Origin of the sequence: Polaromonas sp. SP1 (genome assembly GCF_003711205.1) — a bacterium.
Classification (GTDB): domain Bacteria; phylum Pseudomonadota; class Gammaproteobacteria; order Burkholderiales; family Burkholderiaceae_C; genus Polaromonas.
Window position 1 is genome coordinate 3,997,433 of sequence record NZ_CP031013.1, and the last position, 23,618, is coordinate 4,021,050.

The 23,618-nt window shown below is 66.4% G+C and carries 16 protein-coding genes; 4 read left to right on the top strand and 12 right to left on the bottom strand.

Annotated elements, in window-relative coordinates; all coding sequences use genetic code 11:
- Positions 1-188 precede the first annotated feature (188 nt).
- A complete protein-coding gene (locus tag DT070_RS18845; protein ID WP_228778449.1) occupies positions 189-2,162 on the top strand; it encodes a sensor histidine kinase in 1,974 nt (657 codons plus the stop codon).
- Between the two features lie 27 nt (positions 2,163-2,189).
- Here the strand turns inward: DT070_RS18845 and DT070_RS18850 are convergent, their stop codons facing one another.
- Together DT070_RS18850 and DT070_RS18855 are read right to left on the bottom strand one after the other, a co-directional pair.
- On the bottom strand, positions 2,190-7,271 hold the full coding sequence (locus tag DT070_RS18850) for a filamentous hemagglutinin N-terminal domain-containing protein (RefSeq protein WP_122956783.1): 5,082 nt from the start codon (positions 7,269-7,271) through the stop codon (positions 2,190-2,192).
- Positions 7,272-7,532: 261 nt separating this feature from the next.
- Complete coding sequence (locus tag DT070_RS18855) at positions 7,533-11,828, bottom strand: filamentous hemagglutinin N-terminal domain-containing protein (RefSeq protein ID WP_122956784.1); 4,296 nt, start codon at positions 11,826-11,828, stop codon at positions 7,533-7,535.
- Between the two features lie 293 nt (positions 11,829-12,121).
- Here DT070_RS18855 and DT070_RS18860 point away from each other — a divergent pair, with 293 nt between their 5' ends.
- The 3 genes from DT070_RS18860 (at position 12,122) to DT070_RS18870 (ending at position 15,391) form a co-directional block, all read left to right on the top strand.
- On the top strand, positions 12,122-12,835 hold the full coding sequence (locus DT070_RS18860) for a response regulator transcription factor (RefSeq protein ID WP_122956785.1): 714 nt from the start codon (positions 12,122-12,124) through the stop codon (positions 12,833-12,835).
- A complete protein-coding gene (locus tag DT070_RS18865; RefSeq protein WP_122956786.1) occupies positions 12,801-14,753 on the top strand; it encodes a sensor histidine kinase in 1,953 nt (650 codons plus the stop codon). The genes DT070_RS18860 and DT070_RS18865 overlap by 35 nt, the downstream gene beginning before the upstream one ends.
- A gap of 155 nt (positions 14,754-14,908) precedes the next feature.
- Positions 14,909-15,391: a hypothetical protein gene (locus DT070_RS18870; RefSeq protein ID WP_240642554.1), complete on the top strand. Its 483-nt coding sequence runs from the start codon at positions 14,909-14,911 to the stop codon at positions 15,389-15,391.
- Here the strand turns inward: DT070_RS18870 and DT070_RS18875 are convergent, their stop codons facing one another.
- The 10 genes from DT070_RS18875 to DT070_RS18920 all read right to left on the bottom strand — a co-directional run bounded on the left by DT070_RS18875 (position 15,392) and on the right by DT070_RS18920 (position 23,614).
- A complete protein-coding gene (locus tag DT070_RS18875; RefSeq protein ID WP_164483784.1) occupies positions 15,392-15,982 on the bottom strand; it encodes a DUF4124 domain-containing protein in 591 nt (196 codons plus the stop codon).
- A gap of 81 nt (positions 15,983-16,063) precedes the next feature.
- Positions 16,064-17,527 (bottom strand): cobyric acid synthase, encoded by a 1,464-nt coding sequence (locus DT070_RS18880; protein ID WP_122956788.1) that lies wholly within the window; start codon positions 17,525-17,527, stop codon positions 16,064-16,066.
- On the bottom strand, positions 17,524-18,549 hold the full coding sequence (locus DT070_RS18885) for an aminotransferase class I/II-fold pyridoxal phosphate-dependent enzyme (protein ID WP_122956789.1): 1,026 nt from the start codon (positions 18,547-18,549) through the stop codon (positions 17,524-17,526). The genes DT070_RS18880 and DT070_RS18885 overlap by 4 nt, the downstream gene beginning before the upstream one ends.
- Positions 18,546-19,547: an adenosylcobinamide-phosphate synthase CbiB gene (gene cbiB / locus DT070_RS18890; protein WP_122957494.1), complete on the bottom strand. Its 1,002-nt coding sequence runs from the start codon at positions 19,545-19,547 to the stop codon at positions 18,546-18,548. Before cbiB ends, DT070_RS18885 begins: the two co-directional genes overlap by 4 nt.
- A 52-nt stretch (positions 19,548-19,599) precedes the next feature.
- A complete protein-coding gene (bluB, locus tag DT070_RS18895) occupies positions 19,600-20,313 on the bottom strand; it encodes a 5,6-dimethylbenzimidazole synthase (protein WP_228778668.1) in 714 nt (237 codons plus the stop codon).
- Between the two features lie 5 nt (positions 20,314-20,318).
- Positions 20,319-21,155, bottom strand: coding sequence for a CbtA family protein (locus DT070_RS18900; RefSeq protein ID WP_122956791.1), 837 nt, complete (start codon positions 21,153-21,155; stop codon positions 20,319-20,321).
- A gap of 28 nt (positions 21,156-21,183) precedes the next feature.
- Positions 21,184-21,375 (bottom strand): CbtB domain-containing protein, encoded by a 192-nt coding sequence (locus DT070_RS18905; RefSeq protein WP_122956792.1) that lies wholly within the window; start codon positions 21,373-21,375, stop codon positions 21,184-21,186.
- Positions 21,376-21,429: 54 nt separating this feature from the next.
- Positions 21,430-21,825 carry a DUF1636 domain-containing protein gene (locus DT070_RS18910; RefSeq protein WP_122957495.1) on the bottom strand — a complete coding sequence of 132 codons (396 nt, stop codon included), beginning with the start codon at positions 21,823-21,825 and terminating at the stop codon, positions 21,430-21,432.
- Positions 21,826-21,872: 47 nt separating this feature from the next.
- Positions 21,873-22,475 (bottom strand): VWA domain-containing protein, encoded by a 603-nt coding sequence (locus DT070_RS18915; RefSeq protein WP_228778447.1) that lies wholly within the window; start codon positions 22,473-22,475, stop codon positions 21,873-21,875.
- Positions 22,476-22,540: 65 nt separating this feature from the next.
- The gene (locus DT070_RS18920) at positions 22,541-23,614 is read right to left on the bottom strand and encodes an ATP-binding protein (protein WP_122957496.1); all 1,074 of its coding nucleotides are present in this window, start codon (positions 23,612-23,614) and stop codon (positions 22,541-22,543) included.
- Between the last annotated feature and the right edge of the window lie 4 nt (positions 23,615-23,618).

Genomic DNA, 23,618 nt, shown 5'->3' on the forward strand with positions numbered 1-23,618 from the left:
TGCCCAGACACGCTGCCGATGCCGGACGAGCGCCGGCAGGTTTGCGTGCGTGTCCCCAGTTTTGGGGACAAGCACGCAAGCCGGGCAACCGCAAAATCCATCCCGGACGCGGGCGCACCCGCCAGGGCGGCCATTTGCTATCGTTTTTATAGCTGCCTGCGCTTGCCAGCAAAGGGCTGGAGACCAATTTGCCTGCTATTTCGCTTCGCTGGAAGCTCTTGCGCAAATGGCGGGGCCGCTGCGCGGCGCTGCTGCTGGCCGCGCTGTTGCCGGCGCCGGCGAGCCTGCAGCCGCTCACTGCCGATGCCTTGCATATCACTGCCGCCGAGCTTTTAGCGGTAGACGGCCGCGCGTTTTCGCCGCCACCCTACGCGCTGCAAGCCGGCACGCCGCCGGGCGCCTGGCAGAAGGTAAGCCTGCCGCATGCCTTGCCGAGGCAACTGATTCCGGACCGCGACGACGCCGAGGCGCCGCAGACCGTGGTCACCTGGTACCGCGCGCAACTGCCGGCGCGCCCTGCTTCGCGCGAGCCTCAGTACCTCTACGTCCCGCGCTGGAAGAGCGACGGGCAGATCGCGGTGTATGGCGACGGCCGCCTGGTCTACCAATCGCATTCCAACCTGCTGTGGAACGGCTCCAACCATCCGCTGTGGATCGCGCTGGATGGGACCGCCGATGCGGCGCCGGTGCAGACCATCGTGTTGCGCATTGAGCGGCTGCGCACCACCGGCGGCGCGATTTCCAGCCTGTGGGTGGGGGACGAGGCCGCCATCGGCTGGCGCTACCGTATCCGCGATGCGCTGCAGATACAGCTGCCGCTGATGAGCAGCGCAGCCTTCCTGGCCGTAGGCATGTTCGCGTTGTCGGTGTGGATGCGGCAACGGCGGGTGTCTGGGGGCGCCTCGCTCTATCTGCTGTTTTTCATCATCTCAGTCGCTTCCTATCTCCGCTGCCTGCACTACTACGTGGGCCAGCACCGGCTGCCGGTGTCTGACGAATGGTTTGGCTGGTTCACCATCAACTCGCTCTTCTGGCTGATTGCCGCGGCGCACTTCTTTTTGGTCCGGCTGCACCGTCAGCAACAGCCGTGGCTGAACCGTTCAGTTCTGCTGCTCACGGCGGCGGTCGGCGTGCTGACGCTGCCGGTGTTTGCCGGCAACTGGCCGGGCGCCACCGCGCTGGCGCCGCTGGCCTACCTTTTTGTGCTGGTCATGGGCATCACGGCTTTCGGCTACGGCCTGGCGAACGCCTGGCGTGCCCGCTCGCGCGACGGCATGGTGCTGGCCGGCTGGAGCCTCTTGAGCATGGGGATAGGTGTGTATGACTGGCTGCTGCAGAACAACCACGTCAGCGTGGAAGGCAGCTTCCTGGGCTCCTATGCCAACGTGGGCGCATTCTTCATCTTTGTGTACATCATGTTCCAGCGTTACACCCGCGCCATTGAAGAGGCCCGCCAGGTCAACGCCGGGCTGGAGCAGCGACTGCAGGCGCAGGAGGCCGAACTGAACCGAAGCCATGCACTGTTGCGCGAGGTCGAGCAGCGGCAGATGCTGAGCCAGGAACGCCAGCGCCTGATGCAGGACATGCACGACGGACTGGGCTCCTCGCTGGTCAGCGCGCTGCGCGTGGTCGAGCGCGGGCGGCTGGAAGACATCCAGGTGGCCGAAGTGCTCAAGAGCTGCATCGACGACCTCAAGCTGGCGATCGACTCGATGGAGCCGGTGGAGGCCGACCTGTTGCTGCTGCTGGCCACGCTGCGCTTTCGCCTGGGCAGCCGGCTGGAGAGCACCGGCATCGCACTGCGATGGGAGATCAGCGATGTGCCGACACTGGACTGGCTGGACCCGCGCAATGCGCTGCACATACTGCGCATCCTGCAGGAAGCCTTTGCCAACATCCTCAAGCACGCCCAAGCCAGCGAAATACGCGTGACCACCGCCGCGGGTGACGGCTGGGTGTACGTCGGCATCACCGACAACGGGAAAGGCTTTGCCGTGGAAGCAGCGCTGGATAACGGCCGCAAAGGCGGCAAGGGCGGCAAGGGTTTGTCCAACCAGCGCCGCCGCGCGCAAGCCATAGGCGGCGACGTGGCGTTTGAATCCTCGGCAGCCGGCACGCGCCTGACCTTGCGCTTGCCGGTGCAGCGGCCCGTAACGGCCTGAATGGGCGGCCGCCGGAAGCTGAGACCCCTACTCCCCGCCAGCCAGCGCTGCATTCTCTGCAGCGGCATCGTTCAACGCTTTGATCAGCGCGGCGTCACTCGACACAGTCGATTCACCGTCGATATCGCTGCCCAGATCCTTGTCGGCGCTGGTAACGGTGTTGATCGCGGTCACATACGGCCCATCCAGCACCCCCGTCACGCCGAAAAGAGATGCAGGCAATGGCGGCGTACCGGTCATCGTCAGTGTGCCGTTGGTGTAGACAACGTTGTAACCCAGGGCCGATGCCAGCGTGCCCTGCGTGATGGCGTGTGTCGGGCCCGTCGTGGCAGCGCCTGTGGGCGCCGACAGCGCGCCGCCCAGCGCGCTGGCCGCGGTGTCGCCCGCCACCAGGCCGCTGTTGACGGTGTAGGTCAGAGCCGGGTCGGCGCCGCCGTAGGCCTTGCTCACGTTATCGCCGCGCACATTGAGCGTCGGCACAACGCTGTAGACAAAGCGGTTGCCAGTCAGCGAGGTCATCGAGGCATCGGTGGGCGCATTGGCGGCGAAGGTGCGGCCAAACGCATTGCCGGTGGAGACCAGGCCGCCCAGGGTGTTTGCCGTCGGATCGGTTGCGTAGACGAGGAAGCGGCCTGCGCCCGGATTGAGCGCACCCGCGCCCGCGTTGTTCACAAAGTTGCGCCCGGCGGCCAGCACCAGCGCATCGTTGGCGGCACTGCCGGAGGCCACGCTGTTGTTCAAGGTGAGGTCGCTGGCCGCGCCCGTTGTGCGTATCAGAACTTTGCCGGTGGCGGTCAGGCCTGCGGTGTTGACGGTGCCGACAGCCAGCGCGCCAGCCTGCGTGTAGCTGGCATCGCCGGTATTGCCCGCCAGCGTTGTCACCGCATTGCCCGCGTGGTCGAGCGTGTGCGAGCCGGTGCCCAACAGCTCCAGGCCGGTGGCGGTGATCGCCGCTGTCTGGGTACTGGTGCCAGCGGTGTTCAGCGTGAGTTCACTGGCCGTCAGCGCGCCATTGATGGCGATGTTGCCGGCGGTGGTGGTCAGCTTCAACTTGTCTTGCGCATTGCCGAAGGCGGCGTCTACCGTGATGCCGGCGCCGGACAACAGGCTGACCGTCTGTGCGGACCCGGCGTTGGTGGTGATGCCGAAGTTGCTGGTGTTGACGGCATTGGCGGCGGCGATGGTGATGTCGCCCGTCGCACCTGTGGTCGCCAGGGTTTGCAGGCCGGTCACATTGGTGCCCAGCATGATGCCGTCGCGCGCACTTGCATTGAGCGAGGTGGCGGTGATGTTGTTGGCCGCGCCATTGGCGTCGGTAATTGAGCCGGCCGCTGCGCTGAGGGTGACCGAGCTGCCGGCCACCGTTTTGACCGCGAGGTTGCCGGCCGCGGCGGTGACGCTGACAGCGCCCGGTGCGCTGATGTTTTCGAGGGTGGCGCCATTGTTCAGTGAGAGATTGACTTGCGAGGCACCGCCATTCGCCACCGCGGTAACCGAGGTCGCGTCCCAGATATTCACCGGGGCAGCGGTGCTGGCGCCTATGCTGCCATTGCCCGCCTCCAGGTAAACCGAGCCACCCGAGGAGGTCCAGATGTTGGGCGAGATTGTTTGCGCACTGATGCCGCCCGTGGCCACCACGCTGAAGCCTGCGGTGCCCGCCGTCGTACCCGAGGCGGTGCTCGACGTGGCAAGGGCGCTGCCACCTAAAAAGATATTCCCCGTGTTGGCGATATCGACGCGACCCTGGCTGAAGATGAAGTTCAGGAAGCTGGCGGTGGCAGCGGTGTTGCGAAGGGTGAGGTTGCCTGATGTACTGTTGGTGAGGTTGCCGAAATTCTGAACCCGGTTACCTGCGTGGGTGAGCGTCATGCCCCCGAAGCTGGTGACCTGCAAGGTGTCCGCGACGATGGCCTGGGTTTGCGACACGGCGCCGCTGCTGTGCAGCATCACCCTGCCGGTGCCGGAGTGGGTGATGCCGGCCGTTCCGTCAACCGTTCCCACCGACAGCGCAGAGGCCGAGCGGACCTGGAAATTGTTCGTTCCGTAGCCGCGGCCGCTGAGCTGGATGATCTGGTTGGCCGTGTTGCTCAAGGCGACGCTTCCTGCATCGACGTTCAGATTGGCAGCTGTGAGTCCCGCCGTCTGCGTGATCGTGCCCGAGGTGCTGTCGTTAAGCAGGCTCAGAATGGGTGCGCTGGCCAGGTTGATCGCGCCGCCGGTGTCGCCGATGGATATGCCGCCCGTATTCAACGTGCTGCCGATCTCGATCACCGACGCGGTGATCCGGTTGAGCTCGGCGTTGCTCAGGTTCATGGCGGTGGTTTCTGATGCGCCGCCAAGTGTGATCGACCGGCTGTTGTTGAGGAAGTCCGCGCTGACCACCACCTTGCCCGCGCCCGCGTTGACGGCAGAGCCGATGTTGATGCGGTCGCCCATCAGCGTGATCGCACCGCCTCCGCTGGTGATGCTGGTGCCGTCGATGTTCAGGGCGTAGCTGCCGGCCGGCGCAATGGCAGCCGCTGGAAAATTCATTCCGCGCAGCGTCATGGCCGCCGTGTTGGAGTTAATGCTGCCGCCGGTCAGGCTCACGGCATGACCGCCGCCCATGGAGCTTACCCCACCGAGGCTTCCGATCATGGTGACCGGGCCGGTCGAGTTGATACTGCCGCCAACCATGGAGATGCCGTTAATGGTCGGCGTCCCCCCGCCCGAAACACTGAAAATCCCCGTACTGCTAAAACCCTGCCTCCCTGCGATGATGTCTGCGCCGGCATCGATAAGGACGCCGGAGCCGCTGATCCCGGCAGCACCCAAGTTTGAGGAACCGTCGAGTGTGATGCCGCGCAAGGTGCCGGACTGCACTTTGCCTCTTGCCATCAGGCCATAGCTCTCTGTGACGACGCCGTTAGCGGAAGTCCCCCGGCCGGTAACCGTCACATTGCCGCCGGTGCTGGACACCTCCGAGCCGGTGCCGAGCTCGGCGCCCGCGCTGCCAGTCAGGATACCAAACACCACACGTCCGGTGATGTCGATGTTGCCGGCACCCGTAATCTTGGCCAAGGAATCCAGCCGTACCCCGCGGGACACCTGACCGGCGAGTATGGGCAGACTTACATCACCGTTCACCGTGACAGCGCCGCTGCCGCCCGTCACGTTCGAATCGCTGATGACCACGCCGCCCGCGGAGCCGCCGGTGGCGCTGCCGCCACCGCTCTTCAGGTTGCCGGTGATGTTGATCGTGCCGCCGCCGGTGACGCGGACGTTGGTTTGCGTGGCGCCGGAATTGACGAGCTCAACCGCGTGATGGCTCGAATTGGCATTGGACGCATCGATGCTGATGTTGCCGCTGCTGGTCAGGCTGCTGCCCATCAGCTTGATGGCTGAACTGGCGCTGTTGATGTTGGCATTGCCGCTGGTGAGGGTGGCACGGTCCAGCAGCACGCCATACTGCGCCATGTCAGCCGTGATGCCATTGATGGTGAGGGCGCCGGTGCCGGCGTTCACCGTGCCCTGGGACACCAGAACACCCGAACTCCCCGTCTGGCCCGCCCCGGTCAATGAAATGGCGCCTCCGCTGCTTTGAACAATCGCATTGCTGATATCCAGCGCGCCGGCGGAGTTGACGGTGATCGTGCCTGCGCCGCTGGTCACGGCCAGCCCGGAGCTCTTGATGGCCTGGGTGGCCGAAGCCGTACTCAGCACAAGCGCGCCGCCGCCGGAGGTCTTGAATGTCAGGGCAGCTCCATCGCCGCTGCCCGTGAGGTCAATACCGGTGCCGGTGGGCCCGGTGGTCTTGATCGTGAGGCTCAGGCCAGTGGGCATGTCCACATCGGCATTGGTGAAGTTGCCCGTGACGTTGATCGAGTCCGTGGCCTCGATGGTCATGTCGGCGCCGACCGATTCAAGAAAGTCCTCGTAAATGGTGTTGGCCGCTCCACCATTACCGGCCGCAATGGTCATCGTGGCCGGGTCCAGCAGCCAGTTGCCGTTCTTGCCTTGCGGCGCCCGCGTGTTGACCCTGAAGCCTGGCAGTATCTTGAAGCTCGCGGCGCTGGTTTCGATAAAACCGCCGTCGCCGCCATCGGGGGCAGAGGCGTCCAGCGTGCCGCCGATATTGACCATGCCGTGTTCCATGTCGCCGATCAGCATGATGCGCCCGGCCTTGTTGGCAATCGTCTTTGCTTCAATCACGCCGGTGTTGTTGACGGTCGCAGTTGTCAGGCTGTCGAGTGCCTTGGCACCGAGCAGCACCTGGCCGCCATCGGCCTGGATGAGTTGCTTGTTCTCGGCCAGCGCATTGATGGCGCCCTGGTCGATGCTGTAGCCCAGCAGGCTGCCGTTGTCCAGGTTGAGCGTGACCTTGTTGCCCGCTGCAAGCAAGGCGGTTCCCAGGCTGGCGGTCATCACGCCCTCGTTGCGCACCTCGGGCGCCAGCAACGCCAGGTAGCCGCCCTGCCCTGCATTCAGGTTGCCTTGATTGACGACGGAACCGCTGGAGCGGTTGTTGCTGAACACGTGGTTGCCGGCCATGAAGTCCGCATTGCTCATGGACAGCGTCGAAGCCACCAGCCCGCCGACATTGACCTGCGAACCCGCGCCAAACAACACGCCGTTCGGATTCAGGATGAAGACCTGGCCGTTGGCGATCAAGCTGCCCAGCAACTCGCTGGGGTTGCTGCCGGTAATGCGGTTCAGCGCAATCGCCTGCGCATTGGGCTGGTTGAAGATCAGCGCTTCCTGCGCCGCTGTGGAAAGCGAAGTCCAGTCAATCGCTGCGCGCTGCGTGGTCTGGTGGATGGTGGTGGTGTTGCCCACCGTGGAGATCGCGGCAGAGCCGGCTGTCACGCTGGCGTCGGCCGCGTTGGCGGCATGAGCCTGGTTCGTCAGAACCGAGAGGGACGTGAACAGCACCAGCGCCGCACGGCAAGCGGCCCTGAGCGTGAAGCCCGAGGCTGCATCGCCCATCGCAGCAGAACCGAACAACACGCTGCTGCGCACCGAGCCGCCCTTGCCACGCCCCCTGGCGTTTTCAGCGACAGCCACCCAAAGGTTCAGGCTTGCGTTCCACACCAGTCGATAGATGCGATTCATGCTGGCGTGGCTTTTCATGGGCGGCTTTCGTAGGCGATAAAGGCAAAGGCGACCGGTTGATCCGCCAGGCTGTCAAGCCGGTGCACCGCACCCCGGAGCGGATCATCCGGATTGACGGCCGTCATCGTACGAATGACAGGGCCGGCTGTCTGTAGCACGTATGCGCTACAGCAGGCTTCCTGGAATTTATGGAGTGAAATCAGGCTGAAGCCCAATGCAGGCATAGGGATTTCGCTATCAAAAATGTAGCAACTACCCGACCTCAACTTTGCGTGCCGCCTAGCATTCATCGGCGTCAAAGCCCACCGGCATGCGCACACCGCAGCCCTCGACGCGTGTCGCAGTGCCTTCTGGTCTATCGCCCACGCTGCGTTGTTGCCGCGGGTTCAAAAGGTTTTCACCCTGCTCGGCCTGCATGCCTTGCAACACGGCGCTGTACTGCGCCATCAGTTCACCGCCCGAAGTGCTTGTGGCGACGGGCAGCGGTGTCCCGCCCACCCACACGCCGTTGACCCGCAGCGTGACCACGCCTGTTCCGGCGTTGATGGCCGAGCCCGCGCCGAAGTTGATGCCGGCCGCGCCGGCCTGGCGGTCGGCTGGTAACGCGCCGGCATCCCCGGCGGATGCGGTGAAGGCGCCGTTGGCCGTATTGATCACGCTGTTGAGGTTGATGTTGCGCCCGGCTTGCAAGTTCAGTGCGCCGCCTGCGGTGCCTGCCACGTTGATGTTCGAGTTCACCGTGATGTCGTTGCTGGCCTGCAGCGTGACCGCCGTGCCGCCGGCCAGTGTGGCGCTGAGGGCGGAGGGGTTGAAGCTCATGGTCTGGCCTGTGCCGTTGGCATAGCTGATGCCGCGCGGTGTGCCCATCAGCACCTGGCCGTTGTTGCCGCCGGCATTCGGGCTGGCCACCAGGTAGTTGCCGTTGCCCAGCGGCGTCACGGCGCTGATGTCCAGTCCCGTGCTGCTGTCCACCGCCTTGAAGCCCACGCGGTCATTGGCCGCGGTTCCCACCAGACTGTTGAGGCTGTTGACCGCGCCGCTGACGCCGCCCGCGCCGCTGCCCCAGGTCACGGCCCCGGCATCGGTCAGGGCGCCGTTGTCCCAGCGTGAGCTGCTCACCACATAGTCGCCGGTGGCCAGCGCCGTGACGCCGGTGGCGCCCACCTTGTCGTTGGTCTGGCTGCCCACCAGGCTGTTGGCGGCGCCGACAACGCCGGTCGTGCCGGTGCTGCCGTTGCCCCATGTCACGGCGCCTGCGTCCACCACACCGCCGTTGTCCCACTGCGAGCTGCGCACCACATAGTTGCCGTTGGCCAGCGCCGTGACACCGTCGGAGCCCAGAAAATCGCTGGCGCTGCTGCCCAGCAAGCTGTTGCCCGCGTTGATGGAGCCGACCAGCCCGGTGCTGCCATTGCCCCAGGTGATGGCGCCTACATTGACCAGTGCGCCGCTGTCCCACAACGGGCTGCGCACCACGTAGTTGCCATTGGTCAATGCCGTAATGCCGTAGTTGCCGACGGCATCATTGGCCTGCAGGCCGACAAAGCTGTTGGCGGCGCTGACGGGGCCGACCAGGCCCGTCGCGCCATTGACCCACGTGGCCGCGCCGGCATCGGCGATTGCGCCGTTATCCCAGACGGGCGAACTCACCACATAGTTGCCATTGCTCAGCACGGTGACTCCGGTGCCGTTGCCGGAGCCCACCTGGTCACTCGCCTGGGTGCCGTACAGGCTGTTGGCGGTACTGATGTCGCCGGTGATGCCGGTGGCGCCGTTGGCCCAGACCACGGCGCCCGCATTGGAGATGGCGCCGTTGTCCCAGAGACGGTTGCTCACCACGTAGTTGCCGTTGGGCAGCGCCGTCACGACGCTGCCGATGTAGTCGCCGTCATGGGTGCCGTGCAGGCTGTTGGCCAGGGTAATGTTGCCGGTAAGGCCGGTGCTGCCGTTGCCCCAGATGGTGGCGCCGACCCTGACGCCGCCGCTGGACCAGTTCGGGGCATTGACCACATAGTTGCCGTTGCTCAATGCGATCGCGGCCACGGTAAGGTCGTTGTTCGAGGTGCCCACCAGGCTGTTGGCCGCCGAGACCACACCGCTGGTGCCGGTCGCGCCATTGCCCCACGTGATGGCGCCGGCATTGAGCAGGCCGCCGGTGTCCCACTGCGTGGAGGACACCACATAGTTGCCGTTGGTCAGCGCGGTGATGGTGCCGCCCACGTTGTCGTTCAAGGTGCTGCCCACCAGGCTGTTGGCCGCGGTGATGGCGCCGCTGACGCCGGTGGTGCCATTGCCCCAGGTGGCCGAGCCGGCATTGACGACGGCGCCGTTGTCCCAGTTGGGGTTGCGCACCACATAGTTGCCGTTGGACAGCGGGGTCACGCCGAACAAGCCCACGTTGTCGCTGGCGGTGCTGCCCACCAGGCTGTTGGCCGCGCTGACGGCGCCGGCAGTGCCGGTCGCGCCGTTGCCCCAGGTGGCGGCGCCCGCGTCGGCAATGGCGCCGTTGTCCCATATCGAGCTTCGGACCACATAGTTGCCATTGGTCAGCGCGATGACCTCCCGGTTGCCCACGTTGTCATTGGCGGTGGTGCCGTAAAGACTGTTGGCGGTGCTGACCACACCATTAATGCCCGTCGCCGCGCTGCCCCAGGTCGCCGCGCCGGCGGCAGCCACAGCACCGTTACTCCAGAACTGGCTGCGCACCACATAGTTTCCGTTGGACAGCGCCGTCGCGCTGGTGCCCACGCGGTCGTTGGCCCGGCTGCCCGTCATGGTCGACACCAGGGCGCCCGTGGTGGTGTCGAACAGGTAGACCGCACCTGCATTGGAGGCGGCCAGGCTGTCGGTAGTCACCGTGATCACGGCCTTGCCGTTTTCGGTGAACACGCCGTTGGTGGTGGTGCCCAGCAAGGTGGTGTTGGCGCCGAACTGGTTGCCGGGCGTGGCGTGCGGATCGACCAGCGCATAGGCGGCCGGGCCGGCGGTGTCGCTGATGATGATGTTGGCCGGATCCAGCAGCAGCGTGCCGCCCACGCCCGCATCGGCCTGGCCGCCGTAAGTCAGCTGGCCCTTGCCCGAGACTTCAATGCGGCCGGCGCCTGTGGCGCTGGCGCTGCCGTAGTAGTCGGTCTGCCCGTCGGACCAGACCACGATCTCGCCGTTCGCGCCGTTGGCCTTGAGTGTGGTCGCGCCGTTGACGAAAGTGGTTTGCGCATTCATCACGCCGGCGTCGCGGCCCTGGAAGCCGCCGCCTACGCGGATCAACCCGCCGCGTTCGCTGCCCGAGGCGTCCAGCCTGGCCGCCGCCAGCGAGACGCGGTTGCCCAGCGTGTCAATCGTGCCGCCGCGCTGGCCGGTGGCGCTCAGCGTGCCGGAGCTGAAAAAGCTCTCATCGCCCTGCAGCGAAATCGCGCCACCTTGCGTGGCGCCGTCGGCCTTCAGGTTGGCCGAAGCCGTCTGCACGATGGCCTGTGTAGCGCGGTAGGCGATGCTGCCGCCCTCGCCCGCCGCGCCGCTGGCGTTCGCCGTGCCGGCATCCAGGATAGCGCGGCCCTTCAGGTCGATACGGCCACCTTCGGCGCCTGACGCGTCCAGTGTTCCGGCCTGCACGATGAAGTCGCCTTCCAGCGCGATCCGGCCCTTGCTGGCGTTCAGCGTTTTGGCCTCGACGATGCCGGCGTTGTTGACGACGCCCGAGCTCAGCGCATCAAATGCCCTGGCCGAGAGCAGCACCTGCCCGCCGTTGGCCTGGATGAGTTGCCTGTTCTCGGCCAGCGCGTTGATGGCGCCCTGGTCGATGCTGTAGCCCAGCAGGCTGCCGTTGTCGATGTTCAGCGTGACCTTGTTGCCGGCGGCGAGGAGTGCCGTGCCCAGGCTGGCCGTCATCACGCCTTCGTTGCGCACTTCAGGCGCCAGCAGCGCCAGGTAGCCGCCAGGCGCGGCATTGAGCGTGCCCTGGTTGACCACCGAGCCACCCGAGCCGGTGAACACATGGTTGCCGGCCATGAAGTCGGCATTGCTCATGCTGAGCGTTGAGGCCACCAGGCCGCCGACATTGACCTGCGAGCCCGCGCCAAACAGCACGCCATTCGGGTTGAGGATGAAGACCTGCCCATTGGCCGTCAGGCTGCCCAGCAGTTCACTCGGGCTGCTGCCGGTGATGCGGTTCAACGCGATGGCCGCAGCATTGGGCTGGTTGAAGATCAGCGCCTCCTGCGCTGCCGTCGACAAGCTGGTCCAGTCGATGGCCATGCGCTGGCTGGCCTGGTGAATGGTGGTGGTGTTGCCCAGCGTGGAAACACTGCCGGCGCCGGCGGACACGCTGGCATCGGCCGCATTGGCCGCAAGCGCCTCATGGGCCGGCGCCGCCAGCGCAGCGACCAGCACCAGCGCCGCCCGGCACGCGGTGTTCAGGCGAAAGCCGCCGGCCTGCAAAGCTGCCGGCGCCAGGCCGCCGGGCACCGGGCTCCCCTTGCCGCGCCCTTTGGCGTTTTCAGCCACCGCCACCCAGAGGCTGAGTGCGGTGTTCCAGACCAATCGGTAAATGCGGTTCATGCTGGCATGTGATTTCATGGAGGGCTTTCAGGGTACGCGTGGCGCACTCCGCACGCGCGGACTGCAACAAAATCGTTAATGTCGCCATCTGTTGCCGCGCTGTCTGTCCCTTGTTCTGGGGACAGGGTCCCGTCTTTTGCAGTCGCGCTGCAGTCGTGCGGGCAGCCGTGTCCCCAGATATAGGGACATGCCCCCACCCGCTGTTGACGCACAATGCGTGTATTTCGGCCGTCCTCTTTTTCTCCCCTTTTCTTTTCACCCTGTAGGGGCGGCCATGCATGCGCAGCGCATGCGACAACGCAGGAACCGACATGCAGTCCAGCCCCACCCCACCGCTGATCCATGTGGCGCTTGTCGAAGACGACGTTCACTTCCAGAACGCCATCGTGACCGCCATCGCAGCCTCGCCCGACATCCGGCTGATGAGCCTGGCCAGCACGCGTGCGCAGGGCTTGCAGTCGCTGCAAAGCGCACCGGCCGACGTGCTGCTGGTGGACCTGGGATTGCCCGACGGCTCTGGCATCGACGTGATCCACGCCGCGCATGAGCGGTGGCCCACCTGCGCCGTCATGGTGTGCACGGCCTTTGGCGATGAGGCGCATGTGCTGCAGTCCATCGAGGCGGGTGCCTCGGGCTACCTGCTCAAGGACAGCGAACCCGAGAACATGCTGGACGAAATCCGCAGCCTGCACGGCGGCGGCAGCCCCATCAGCCCGCTGATCGCGCGGCAGATCCTGATGCGCTTTCGCGCATCGCCCGCCGCGACTGCGCCCTTATCCCTGTCGACATCCGCCGCACCGGCCGCGGTGCCCGCCACGGGCGAAAACGCCGTGCTGTCCGCCCGCGAAAAGGAAGTGCTGGAGCTGATCACCAAAGGTTTTACCGCCGACGAAATCGCCCGGCTGATGCAGGTGTCGCAGCACACGGTGCAAACCTATGTGCGGCGCATCTACAGCAAGCTCAATGTGAATTCCCGGGCCGAAGCGATCTATGAAGCCAGGCACCAGGGCATTTTGGCGGCCTGACGTGCTGGCGCGCTTTGTTCGCCTGCTGCTCGTATGCGGCGGCCTGCTCGCAGCAGGCCCCTGGGCATGGGCCGCGGACGCGGTGGTGCACTACACCCGCGCCGAGATGCTCCGCGAAGAGGGGCCCCGCTTCAAGCCGCTGGCGGCGCAAGTCGACGAAGCCGCCCTGCCGGGCAACTGGACGACGGTGGAGCTGCCGCTGGTCATTCCCAAATCTGCGGCCCTCCCTGCAGCATCACCTGCGGCGTCAGGCACCGCAAAACCGCCCCTCGTCACCACCTGGCTGCGCGTGCGGCTCGATGAGCTGCAGGGCATGCGCACGCCCACCCATTTCTACCTGATCCGCTGGCTCGCGGCCGGCCAGATCGCGGTCTATGCCGACGGCAAACTGCGCTACCGCTCCACGGGCAGCCCGGTGTGGAATTTGTTCAACCACCCGGCGCTGCTGCTGCCGCTGAACCTGACCGCCGACAGCGCGCCGCCCCGGACCCTGCTGATCCGCATGGACAGCCTGCCCTCGCCCGAGGCGGCGATTTCGTCCTTCTACGCGGGCGACTCCAACAGCCTGATCGAGATGGCCGCCAAACGCGACTGGCTGGCCTACCAGTTGCCCTTCATGAGCAGTGCCGCGTTTTTGGCGGTCGGGATTTTTTCGCTGGCGGTGTGGGTGATCCGCCGCCACCCGGCCAGCCTGCTGCTGTTCGTGATTGCCCTGATGGGCGCGATACGGCGCTGGCATTTTCAGCTGGGCCCTGAAAAACTCATCGTCAGCGACGCGTGGTTCATCTGGCTCACCCTCAATGCCCTGATGTGGCAGCTGCTGGCGCTGCACCACTTCATGCAACTGCTGCACGGTCGCGTCATGCGCCGGCTCGGCTGGCTGATGCTGGGCATCGCCGTGGTTTTTTCCGTCATCACGCTGCCCTTCGCCTCGCTCGTGCCCAGCCTGCTGGTGATCAGGCCCTACGCCCACCTGCTGCTGATCAGCATGGGCACGGTGGTCACCGCCATCGGCCTCTGGCACTCCTGGCGCAGCCCCTCGCCGGACGCGAAGATGCTGTCGTTCGCGCTGCTGATCAGCTATGTCTTCGGCTTTTACGACTGGGCGCGGCTCAAGTACGTGCTGGACCTGGAAAGCTACTACCTGACGCCTTACGCGGCCATGATTCTTTTTGCGGTGTTCGTCGTGATCATGTTCCGCCAGTATGTGGGCGCGCTGGCCACGGTGGAGCAGCTCAACAGCGGGCTGGAAGAACGCCTCAAGAACCGGGAAACCGAACTGGCGGCAAGCTACGAAAAACTGCGCGAAGCCGAGCAGCGGCAAACCCTGAGCCAGGAGCGCCAGCGCCTCACGCAGGACATGCACGACGGCCTGGGCTCCTCGCTGGTCAGCGCCCTGCGCGTGGTCGAGGGCGGGCGGCTCAGCGAGGCCGACGTGGCCGAAGTCTTGAGGGGCTGCATCGACGACCTCAAGCTGACCATCGACTCCATGGAGCCGGTGGAGGCTGACCTGCTGCTCTTGCTGGCCACCCTGCGCTTTCGCCTGGGGCCGCGGCTGGCAGGCGCGGGGGTGTCGCTGCAATGGGAGATCTCCGATGTGCCGCCGCTGCCCTGGCTTGACCCGCGCAACGCGCTGCACATCCTGCGCATCCTGCAGGAGGCTTTCACCAACACCCTCAAGCACACCCGCGCCACACAGATGCGCGTGACGACCGGCGCGCAAGACGGCTATGTCACCGTGACCATCACCGACAACGGCGGCGGCTTTCCGGTCGACCAGGCACTGGCCGGCGGCGGCAAAGGCCTGGCCAACCAGCAGCGCCGGGCCCAGGCCATAGGCGCCGAGATTGTGCTCACCACCAATGACGCGGGCACCACGCTGGTCCTGAAGCTGCCGGAAAAGCGCCTCCCGGGCTGAGCGCCTGTTTGCTACTCTTTTGATAGCGACTTGCCCAGGCGGCGATTGGGCTGGAGGCTGATTTTGCTTAAAAGACTGCGGCGCCGCACTGCCCCGCCGCGCAAGCCGCCACCCGGCCTGGGGCATGGCCATTCATCCCTCTTCATAATCACCCCATGAAGATTTCACGCCACCCCTTTCGCGCGCTGACCGGCGTTGTTCTTGCGGCCCTGTTCAGCGGCCTTGCCGGCGCACAGGCGCTCAAACCCTCCAGCGCCATCGCTGCGCCCGCATCAGCCCCCGCCGCAACGTCACCCCACCCCCTGACAGGCACCTGGAGCTGGACGCTGCCCGGAAAGACCTGCACCGAAACCTTGCAATACCGCGCCGACGGCAAACGCCTGGGCACCAGCGGCGAAGAAACCACCCAGGCCGACTACCAGGTACCGGCCAAACCCACGACCACGGGCTTTTACCCGCTGACTGAAACGATCACGGGCAGCAACGGCAAGCGCGACTGCTCGGGCGACCTGCATGCCGACGGGGACGAAAGCGTGATCCGCTTCCTCCAGTTCAGCCCAAAGCAGGACCAGTTCATCGTGTGCAAGACCGCCTCGCTGGAGGCCTGCTTCGGGCCGCTCAAGCGGGTGCCGGACTGATCAGTATTTGTATTTGGAGCCGCAACCGATGACGTGGTTGCGGTCGCTGGACATGCACTGGTAAAACAATTTTTTGTTGCCGGTGGCCGACTCGCAATCGGCCGGCGTGGTTTTTGAAAGCCCCTCGCGCAGCTTGCTTGCCACGCCTTCGAATTCGGCGGCGCCGGTGTAACCCTGCTGGACGTTGCGCTGGCCCGTCTCCAGCATGGTCTTGACCTGCGAGCGCACGTTTTCCACCGCGGTGCCGCAGGACAAGGGCACGCTTTTCGGATCCACCTTCTTGAGCGCGACCTCCATGCCACTCATCAGTTCCCGGGTGTCCTTGGGAATCGGCTTGGTGCCTCCCAGGTTGTTTGCACTGGTGCTGCTGGTGCTGCTGGTGCTGCTGGTGCTGCTGGTGCTGCTGCCGGTGCCGCGGCCGCCCTGCAGCTTCATCGGCTCCACCTCCTTGTCGGAAGGGGGCGGCTGGGAGCCATAGTGGGTCTTGCCGCTGGCATCCACCCATTTGTAAACCGGCTGGGCCTGGCCGCCGTGCCACACCGCCAGCAACGCGGCTGCCATCAAAATCGTTCGCCATTGTTTTTTCAGCATGTGCATCCTTGCAGGGCTCGTGTCCGATGCGGCACGAATGGCTGAAATTGTAGGGGGCCGCCTGCCGCGCCCGCGGCTTTTTCAGGCGCGCGCCGGCCCGGAAACCAGGCTGTCCAGTACGCCCGGCGCGAAGTGCTCACCGATGTAGTCAGCCAGGCCATCGAACACCGAGTCCAGCGTGGGCACGGCCGCGCCGAACAGGGCTTTGAGCACGCGCGGGTCTTCAAACATGCCGTGCAAATACAGGCCCAGCACATTGCCCGCCTGGTTCTGCCAGGCCAGGCCTTCGGGCATCACGGCATACGCCACGTCGCCCGCCGCCGCCATCGCTGAATGCGGGGCGGTCTGGCCGTGGTGAATCTCGTAGCCCTGCACCTCGACATTTGACAAACCGGTCCACAGCCCGTGCAGCGGCGTGAACGCAGCCTGCCGGTGCTGCACGGTCTTGGCTTCGTCAAACACCGTGACCACCGGCAGCAGGCCCAGGCCGGGCGCGTTGCCGTCAATGCCGTGCGGGTCGATCAAGGCCTCGCCCAGCATTTGCAGGCCGCCGCAAATGCCCAGCACCGCGCCGCCCCGGCCCGCGTGTGCGGCAACGGCCTGGTCCAGGCCCTGCGCGCGCAGCCAGGCCAGGTCACCGCTGGTGTGTTTGGAGCCCGGCAGGATCACCCAGTCAGCGCCCATCAGGTCGGCCGGGCTGCGCACCCATTTCAGGCGCACGCCGGGCACGTTTTTCAGCGGCTGGAATTCATCGAGGTTGCTGATGCGCGGGTAGGCGATCACCGCCACGGTCCGGGTCACGGCACCGCTGGCGACGCTGCGGTCGTCAAAAACGCCATCCTCTTCAGGCAGGCCGTGCTGCCACCACATCGGCAGCGTGGCCACAGTCGGAATACCGGTCATGTCCTGCAGCATTTGCGGGCCGGGCGCCAGCAACCGGGCGTCGCCTCTGAATTTGTTGAGCACAAAACCCTTGATGAGTTGGCGCTCCGATTCGTCGAGCATCGCCCAGGTGCCGTACAGGTGCGCAAACGCACCGCCACGGTCGATGTCGGTCACCAGCAGGCAGGCGGCGTTGGCGTGTTGCGCCGCGCGCATGTTGACGATGTCGCTGGCCTTGAGGTTGATCTCGGCGGGCGAACCGGCACCCTCCATCACCACCACATCGTTTTCTTCCAGCAGCTCATCGAGCGCACGCGCCACCACCGGCCAGACCGACGCGCTGCGGCCGCGCCACTCCATGCGCGAGAGTTCGGCATTCACCTGCCCCATCAGCACGACCTGGCTTTGGGTGTCTTTTTCGGGCTTGAGCAGCAGCGGGTTCATGCGCACATCGGGCACCGCGTTGGCCGCGAGCGACTGGAAATACTGGGCAGAGCCGATCTCGCCCTGCGCCACCACCCTGGCGTTGTTGCTCATGTTCTGCGCTTTAAAGGGCGCTACCTTCAAACCCTGGCGCGCGTAATAACGGCACAGCGCGGTCGTCAGCCAGCTTTTGCCGGCGCCGCTGGTGGTGCCCAGCACCATCACACTTTTTGCGGTCATTGGCTTGCCTTGATGAGTTGTTGCCATGCATTGTGCAGGTCGTCCTGCGCGCCAGGCGGCAGCACACCCAGGCGCACATGGCCTGGCAAGCCAAATGAGGTGGTGTCGCGCAGCTTGATGCCACTCGCGCGCAACGCGGCCAGCGCCTGTTGCAAATCAAGCCCCTCGGGCAAGGCCGGCTGCGCACAAAAGAAGTTGGCCTCACCAGGCAGGCACTTCCAGCCCAGCGATTCGCAGACGCCGATCTGCCGGGCTTTCCATTCACGCAAGGTCTCGAGGCTGGCGGCCAGCCAGTCCTGCGCCTCGCGGCCAGTCCAGGCCTGCAGCATGGCCACGCCGTGCGCGCCCACCGGCCATGAGGGGCAGAGCTGCTCCAGCGCTTGAGCAGCATCGACCCGGCCCACGGGCGCAATTGCGTAGGCGGCGCGCACGCCGGTCAGGCCGAGCGCCTTGTTGGGCGTCCAGATTTGCCAGGTGGTTTGCAACTGCTGCGGCGACAGCGTTGGCGCGCTGCCAAGGCGCAAGGGTTCATAGGCGCGGTCCAGCACCACAAAGGTGTGCGCTTTTTGTTCAGCCGCCAGCGCCTGCAAACCGGCTTGCGCTGCCCCGGCCGGACTGGAAGGCTCGCAGGCCCACAGCAGTTGCGCATCGGCAGGCTGCCCCGCCACCGCAAGCCGGTGCGCCGCGGCGGCCTGGGCGTAGTCGCCATAACTCATCGGCGGCAACCAGGCGGAGCGCGCACCGCCTTGCACGGCCAGCGCCGTGATGCGAAAGATAAATTCGCTGGCGCTGCCGGCCAGCAGCACACGCGCTTCGTCAACCTGGTGAAAGGCCGCCAGTTGGGCCCGCAGTGCCGTGTAGCCGGCGTCGGGGTAACGCGTGGCATCGGCCCGGCTGACCGCAGCCTGCGCCGCGGGGCAAGGACCGCAGGCGTTGCTGTTGGTGGAAAAGTCATGCAGCGGCACGCCGAGCCCGTCCGGCCCGCCGTGGATGCGCGCATGCCTGGCAAGGCCTGCGCTCATGACCACGCCCCGATTGCTACAAAAATCATAGCTATAAGTGCAACATACATAAGGGCTTGAAGCACTTTTGACCCAAAATTTTGAGCCTGAACGACATCCGCCGCGCCGGGGGACCGCCCTTGCGGGTTGAGGCTGTAAACCCCCGGCTTGCTGAGCGAAATGCCCAGCGCCAGGGCCATGGCCGCCATGGGCCAGCCGCTGTTGGGCGATGGGGTCTTGCGTGCCTCTTGCCGCAAAGCCCGCAGGGGCAAGCCTTTGGCCGCCAGCGCCAGCAGCAGCGCCGTGATGCGCGCCGGCGCCCACGACAGCACGTCGTCGGCGCGTGCGGCCCACTTGCCGGCCCACTCCCAGTTCTTGCCGCGGTAGACGCCGCGGTAACCCCACATGGCGTCGGCCGTGTTGGCAAACCGGTAAACCGCCGCGCCCGGCAAGCCCAGCAACACAAACCAGAAGATGGGCGCCACCACGGAGTCATTGAGGTTTTCGGCCAGCGACTCGATGGCGCTTTCGCGCACCTGGCCTTCGGTGAGCTGTGTGGTGTCGCGGCTCACCAGCCACGACAGGCGCTCACGCCCGGCATCCAGCGACTGGCCCAGGGCCAGCTCGACCGCGCCCACTTCTTCGCGCAGCATGCGCCAGGACAGCATGCCCTTCAGGGCCCAGGCCACCAGCACGGCGACCAGGGCCGCCTCGACGCCGTTCGGCAAATCAGGGTGCGCGCGGTATTCACCGACCTGCCAGAACAACAGCACTTGCAGGCTCCAGCCCAGCGCGCCCACCACCAGCACGCCCACCCACCAGGCCAGCGCCCCCAAAAGAAAAGCCGGCGCCGGCGCGCAGCGCACCGTGACGCTTCCGCACAGGCGCAGGTAATTGCCCATCCAGACCACCGGGTGCACATTCGCAGGCGGCTCGCCGAAATGCTGGTCTATCCACAAGGCCAGCAACAGCACAAAGGCCAGCACCAAAGCCGGCACCAGGGCCGGCACCCACGCCACGCTGCCGGGCAAGCCCTGTGAAGCGATAAAGGACGTCCAGCTTGCGAGCACGTCAGCCCTCGGCAGGGCCGCGCCCGCCGGCGCCGCCCCAGCGGTCTTCAAACACCATGTCGGCCAGCGGTGCGCGGCGCGCCCACTTTTCGGCCTGCAACATGGGCTGGTCGTAAAAAGCGGCCACCGGCCCCAGGCACAGCACCGCGATGGGCTTGGCGCCCACGGGCATCTGCAGCAGGCCGGCCAGTTGCTGCGGATCAAAAATCGACACCCAGCCCATGCCCAGCCCCTCGGCCCGTGCCGCAAGCCAGAGATTCTGGATGGCGCAGGCCGCCGAGGCCACATCCATTTCAGGCAAGGTGCGGCGGCCAAACACATGCTGCTCGCGCCCCGGCGGCAAGGCCACCACCAGCACCTCGGCGGCGTCGAGCACACCCTGCACCTTGAGCTTCATGAACGCGTCTTCGCGCTCGCCCAAGGCTTTGGCCGTCAGCACGCGCTCCTGCTCGATCAGGGCATGGACGCTTTCGCGCAAGGGCCGGCTGCGCACGCGGACAAAACGCCAGGGCTGCATGAAACCCACGCTGGGCGCATGGTGCGCGGCTGACAGCAGGCGCTGCAGCACGTCGTCGGCCACCGCGCCGCCGCTGAAGTGGCGCATGTCGCGCCGCTCATGGATGGCCCGGTAGAGCGCCTGCTGCTCGGCCGGGCTGAAGGCGTGGCTGGGCCTCACCTCGCCCGCGGCAGCGTTAGCGGCCTCAACGCCGCTCACATCACTCACTGCGACGCTTGTACAGCGCCCACAGCCGGCGCCTCGGCACGCTGCAGCACCGCCAGCAAGGCCGGGCGCACCCAGCGCTGGAAGGCCCATCCGCCTGCCAGGCCCATGCAGACCCAGAACGACAGCGACACCCAGGTCGTTGCCCAGATGAACTGCGTGCCCAACTGGCGCAAGGCTACCTGTGCCTCACCGCTGAAACCGGCGAGCGGGTCGGCCGTGATGTGGGGTGCACCTACGACATAGGGCACAGCCAGCCAGCCGGCTGCGGCGATCCAGCGCCAGGGATTGCGCAGCACGGCCAGCGAGCCGCAGGCCAGCGCCGCACTGGCGGCCGCCAGCACCCACCAGCCCTGGCGCGAGCCCAGGCGGGCGGCATCCATGCCGGGGATTTCCGCATGCAGGCCCAGCGACGGCCAGAAGTGAAAAGTCAGCCAGCCCGCGGCGGCCACCCAGGCGGCCAGCGTGAAGGAACGCAGCTTGCTGCCGCGCGCCAGGCTCAAACCCATCACCACAAACACCAGCAGCGCCATGCTGAACGCGTGCAGCACATTGGCCACCCAGGTCCAGACAATGCGCTCCGCGCCATCGGCCGGCGACCACTCGCTGGCTTCGTCCGCATGGCTATGCGCGGCGGCACCATCAGCGTGTGTGTGCGCCGCGGCGGCCGCGGGCGCGGGCGCAGCGGCCGGCTGAGGCGTTTCCGCCTTCTGGTTCTCAAACACCTCTGCGGCCAGGATGATGGGCACGGCCTGCAGTTGCTGCACACCCGACTGCACGCTCCCCACCACCAAGGCGACCGCCAACGCGGCCCAGATCAATCGTTGAAAAATCATGGCTTTCTCCTTGTGAAGCGCGCCGCGCTCAGTGGCAGGGCTTGACGGTCACGTGGCGCACATCGTGCGCGGCGTTGTGCGCCAGCGGGCTCTCGGCAAAAGCCACGCCGTACAGCACGGCGAAGCCCAGCACGGCAGCGCCGAGCAGCGGGCGCAGCACGGCCTGGGTGGGGTTGAGAGTGTGGGACGGGCTGTGGGCCAGCGTTGTCGGGTCAGTCATGGGGATCTCCTTGGGTTGGTGGTAAATAAAAATAAACGTAGTGGATTTGGCCGCTCATGTCGAGGCCAAACCGACAGGGGGAAGCCGCGCGAGGATGCCGGCGCGCAATCGCTCGGGCCGTGCGTTGCGCATCAGGTTGCCGTCGCTGCTCTGCCGGTGCAGCTGCGCGCAGGCAATCACCTGGGCGGCGGTCTCGTCGTCCGCCGCCAGGTCGCCAAAGTAATAGGTGAACTTGCCCTGGGCCTGAAGCGTGACGGTGCAGGCGCGGGAGCAGCCGCTCATGCAGGCCAGGCCGCGTAACTTCAAGCCTTTGTGCAGCCCGGCGTCGAGCTCGCACACCAGCAGCGCGTCCTGCACGGCTTCAAACAGGGCCAGGCCTTCAGCGGGCAGCTCGCGCGATGCGCCCGGTGGGCGGCAGGTGGTGCAGACAATGATTTCGGTATCGGACATGGGTACGTTGTTCGGTTTGTCGTTGTTCGGTTTGTTGTGCGTTTTTTTCAGGCCAGTGCCAGGCGGTGTTCCGCGCCCCATCGCACGGCCCAGGCGGCGCAGCGGCCCAGTTGCTTTTTCGGGTCGTCAAAGTCGACGATCACCAGGTGCTGTGCCGCGAGCGGGGCCTGCGGTTGCTCCAGCGTGCGGCCGTCTGTCAGCAGCCACAGCCAGCATTCACTGGGGCCGCTCTTGCGAAACGTCCGTTGCAGCAGGCGGTCGGCCTGGGCCAGCGCTTCGGCCAGCGGCGTGCCCCCGCCGCCGCCCACGGGGCGCAGGCGCTGGCTGGCGGCGGCGCGCGCGCGGCCCGGCGGCAGCAGCAGCTCCACGCCCTGCCCGCCAAAGCTCAGCAGCGCCACATCGTCACCTTGCCTTGCGGCCTGCTCGATCATGAAAGCCGCATGACCCTTGGCCAGGGCCAGGCGGCCGCGCCGGCGCATCGAGCCCGAGGTGTCGAGCACGATGCAATGCAGGCGGCCGGCGCGCAGCGCGACGGGCTGGCGGCGCAGGTGTTCGCGCTGGAGCGGCGCAGGTCCCTTGGCCACCACGGTGGGAAGCCAGGCAATCGCGGCGCTGCGCTGCCGTGCGCCTGGCGTTGCGGCGCTTGCCAAAAGTTGTTGGGGTGGAGGCCACCGCCAGCTGCCAGGCCCGTTGCGCGGGCGGCGGCTGGGGTGGCCTAGGCTTTTTTTGGCGGCCACCCTGCGATGCGCTGAACTTTGGTGATGCCTTCAGGCTGGGCGGGCAGCGCGCCCCAATCGCCCTGGCGTTCCGGGGCTGCAGATACGGCGGGTGGCTGGTCTTGGTGGCGATCCGGTTTGGACTGGGCCTGCTGCGACGGTGCGGCGCCGCTGGATGGCGGGGCCACGCCCTCAGGCCGGCGATGCACCAGGGCCAGTTCGGCCACGGCATCGACATCGGCTACCGTCACTTCGCTGCGCCCTTCGAGTGCCGCAAGTGCACGCGCAGCGCGCAGCATCACCAGGTCGGCACGCATGCCGTCGACACCGGCCGCGATGGCGCAGGCGGCTGCATGCTGCAGTACTTCGTCCGACCACTTCAAGTACGGCAACGCGGCACGCGCCGCTACCAGTGCGGCGCTGAGCGCGCGTTGTGCTTCGGCATGCCGTGCAGCCAGCGCCTCGGGGTTTTCATCAAAGCCCAGGCGGGCACGCAGGATGGCGGTGCGTTCTGCGGCATCGACCGTGTTGGCCAGCACCAGCGAAAGGCCGAAGCGGTCCAGCAGTTGCGGGCGCAGCTCGCCCTCCTCCGGGTTCATGGTGCCGACCATCACAAAGCGGGCGGCGTGCTGCTGCGAAATGCCGTCGCGCTCCACGGTGTTGACGCCGCTGGCGGACACGTCCAGCAAGGCATCGACCAGTGCGTCGGGCAGCAGGTTGACTTCGTCCACATAGAGCACGCCGTTGTGGGCGCGTGCCAGCAGGCCCGGCGCCAGGCGCACCTGGCCGTCGCGCAGCACGTCTTCCACATTCAGTGTGCCCACCAGTTGCTCCAGGCTGGCCGCCAGCGGCAGGGTCACAAAGGGCGCGCCGGGCAGCAACGCGGCCAGCGCGCGCGCTGCGGTGGACTTGGCCGTCCCGCGCGGGCCGCTGATCAGCACACCGCCGATGCCGGGGTCGATGGCCGCCAGCTTCAGCGCAAGCTGCAACTGCGGCTGGCCCACCAGCCCGGTGAAGGGGAAAGCCGCGCGCGTGGCGGGCTCGACGGGAATGTTCAGTTCAGGAATGCTCATGGGG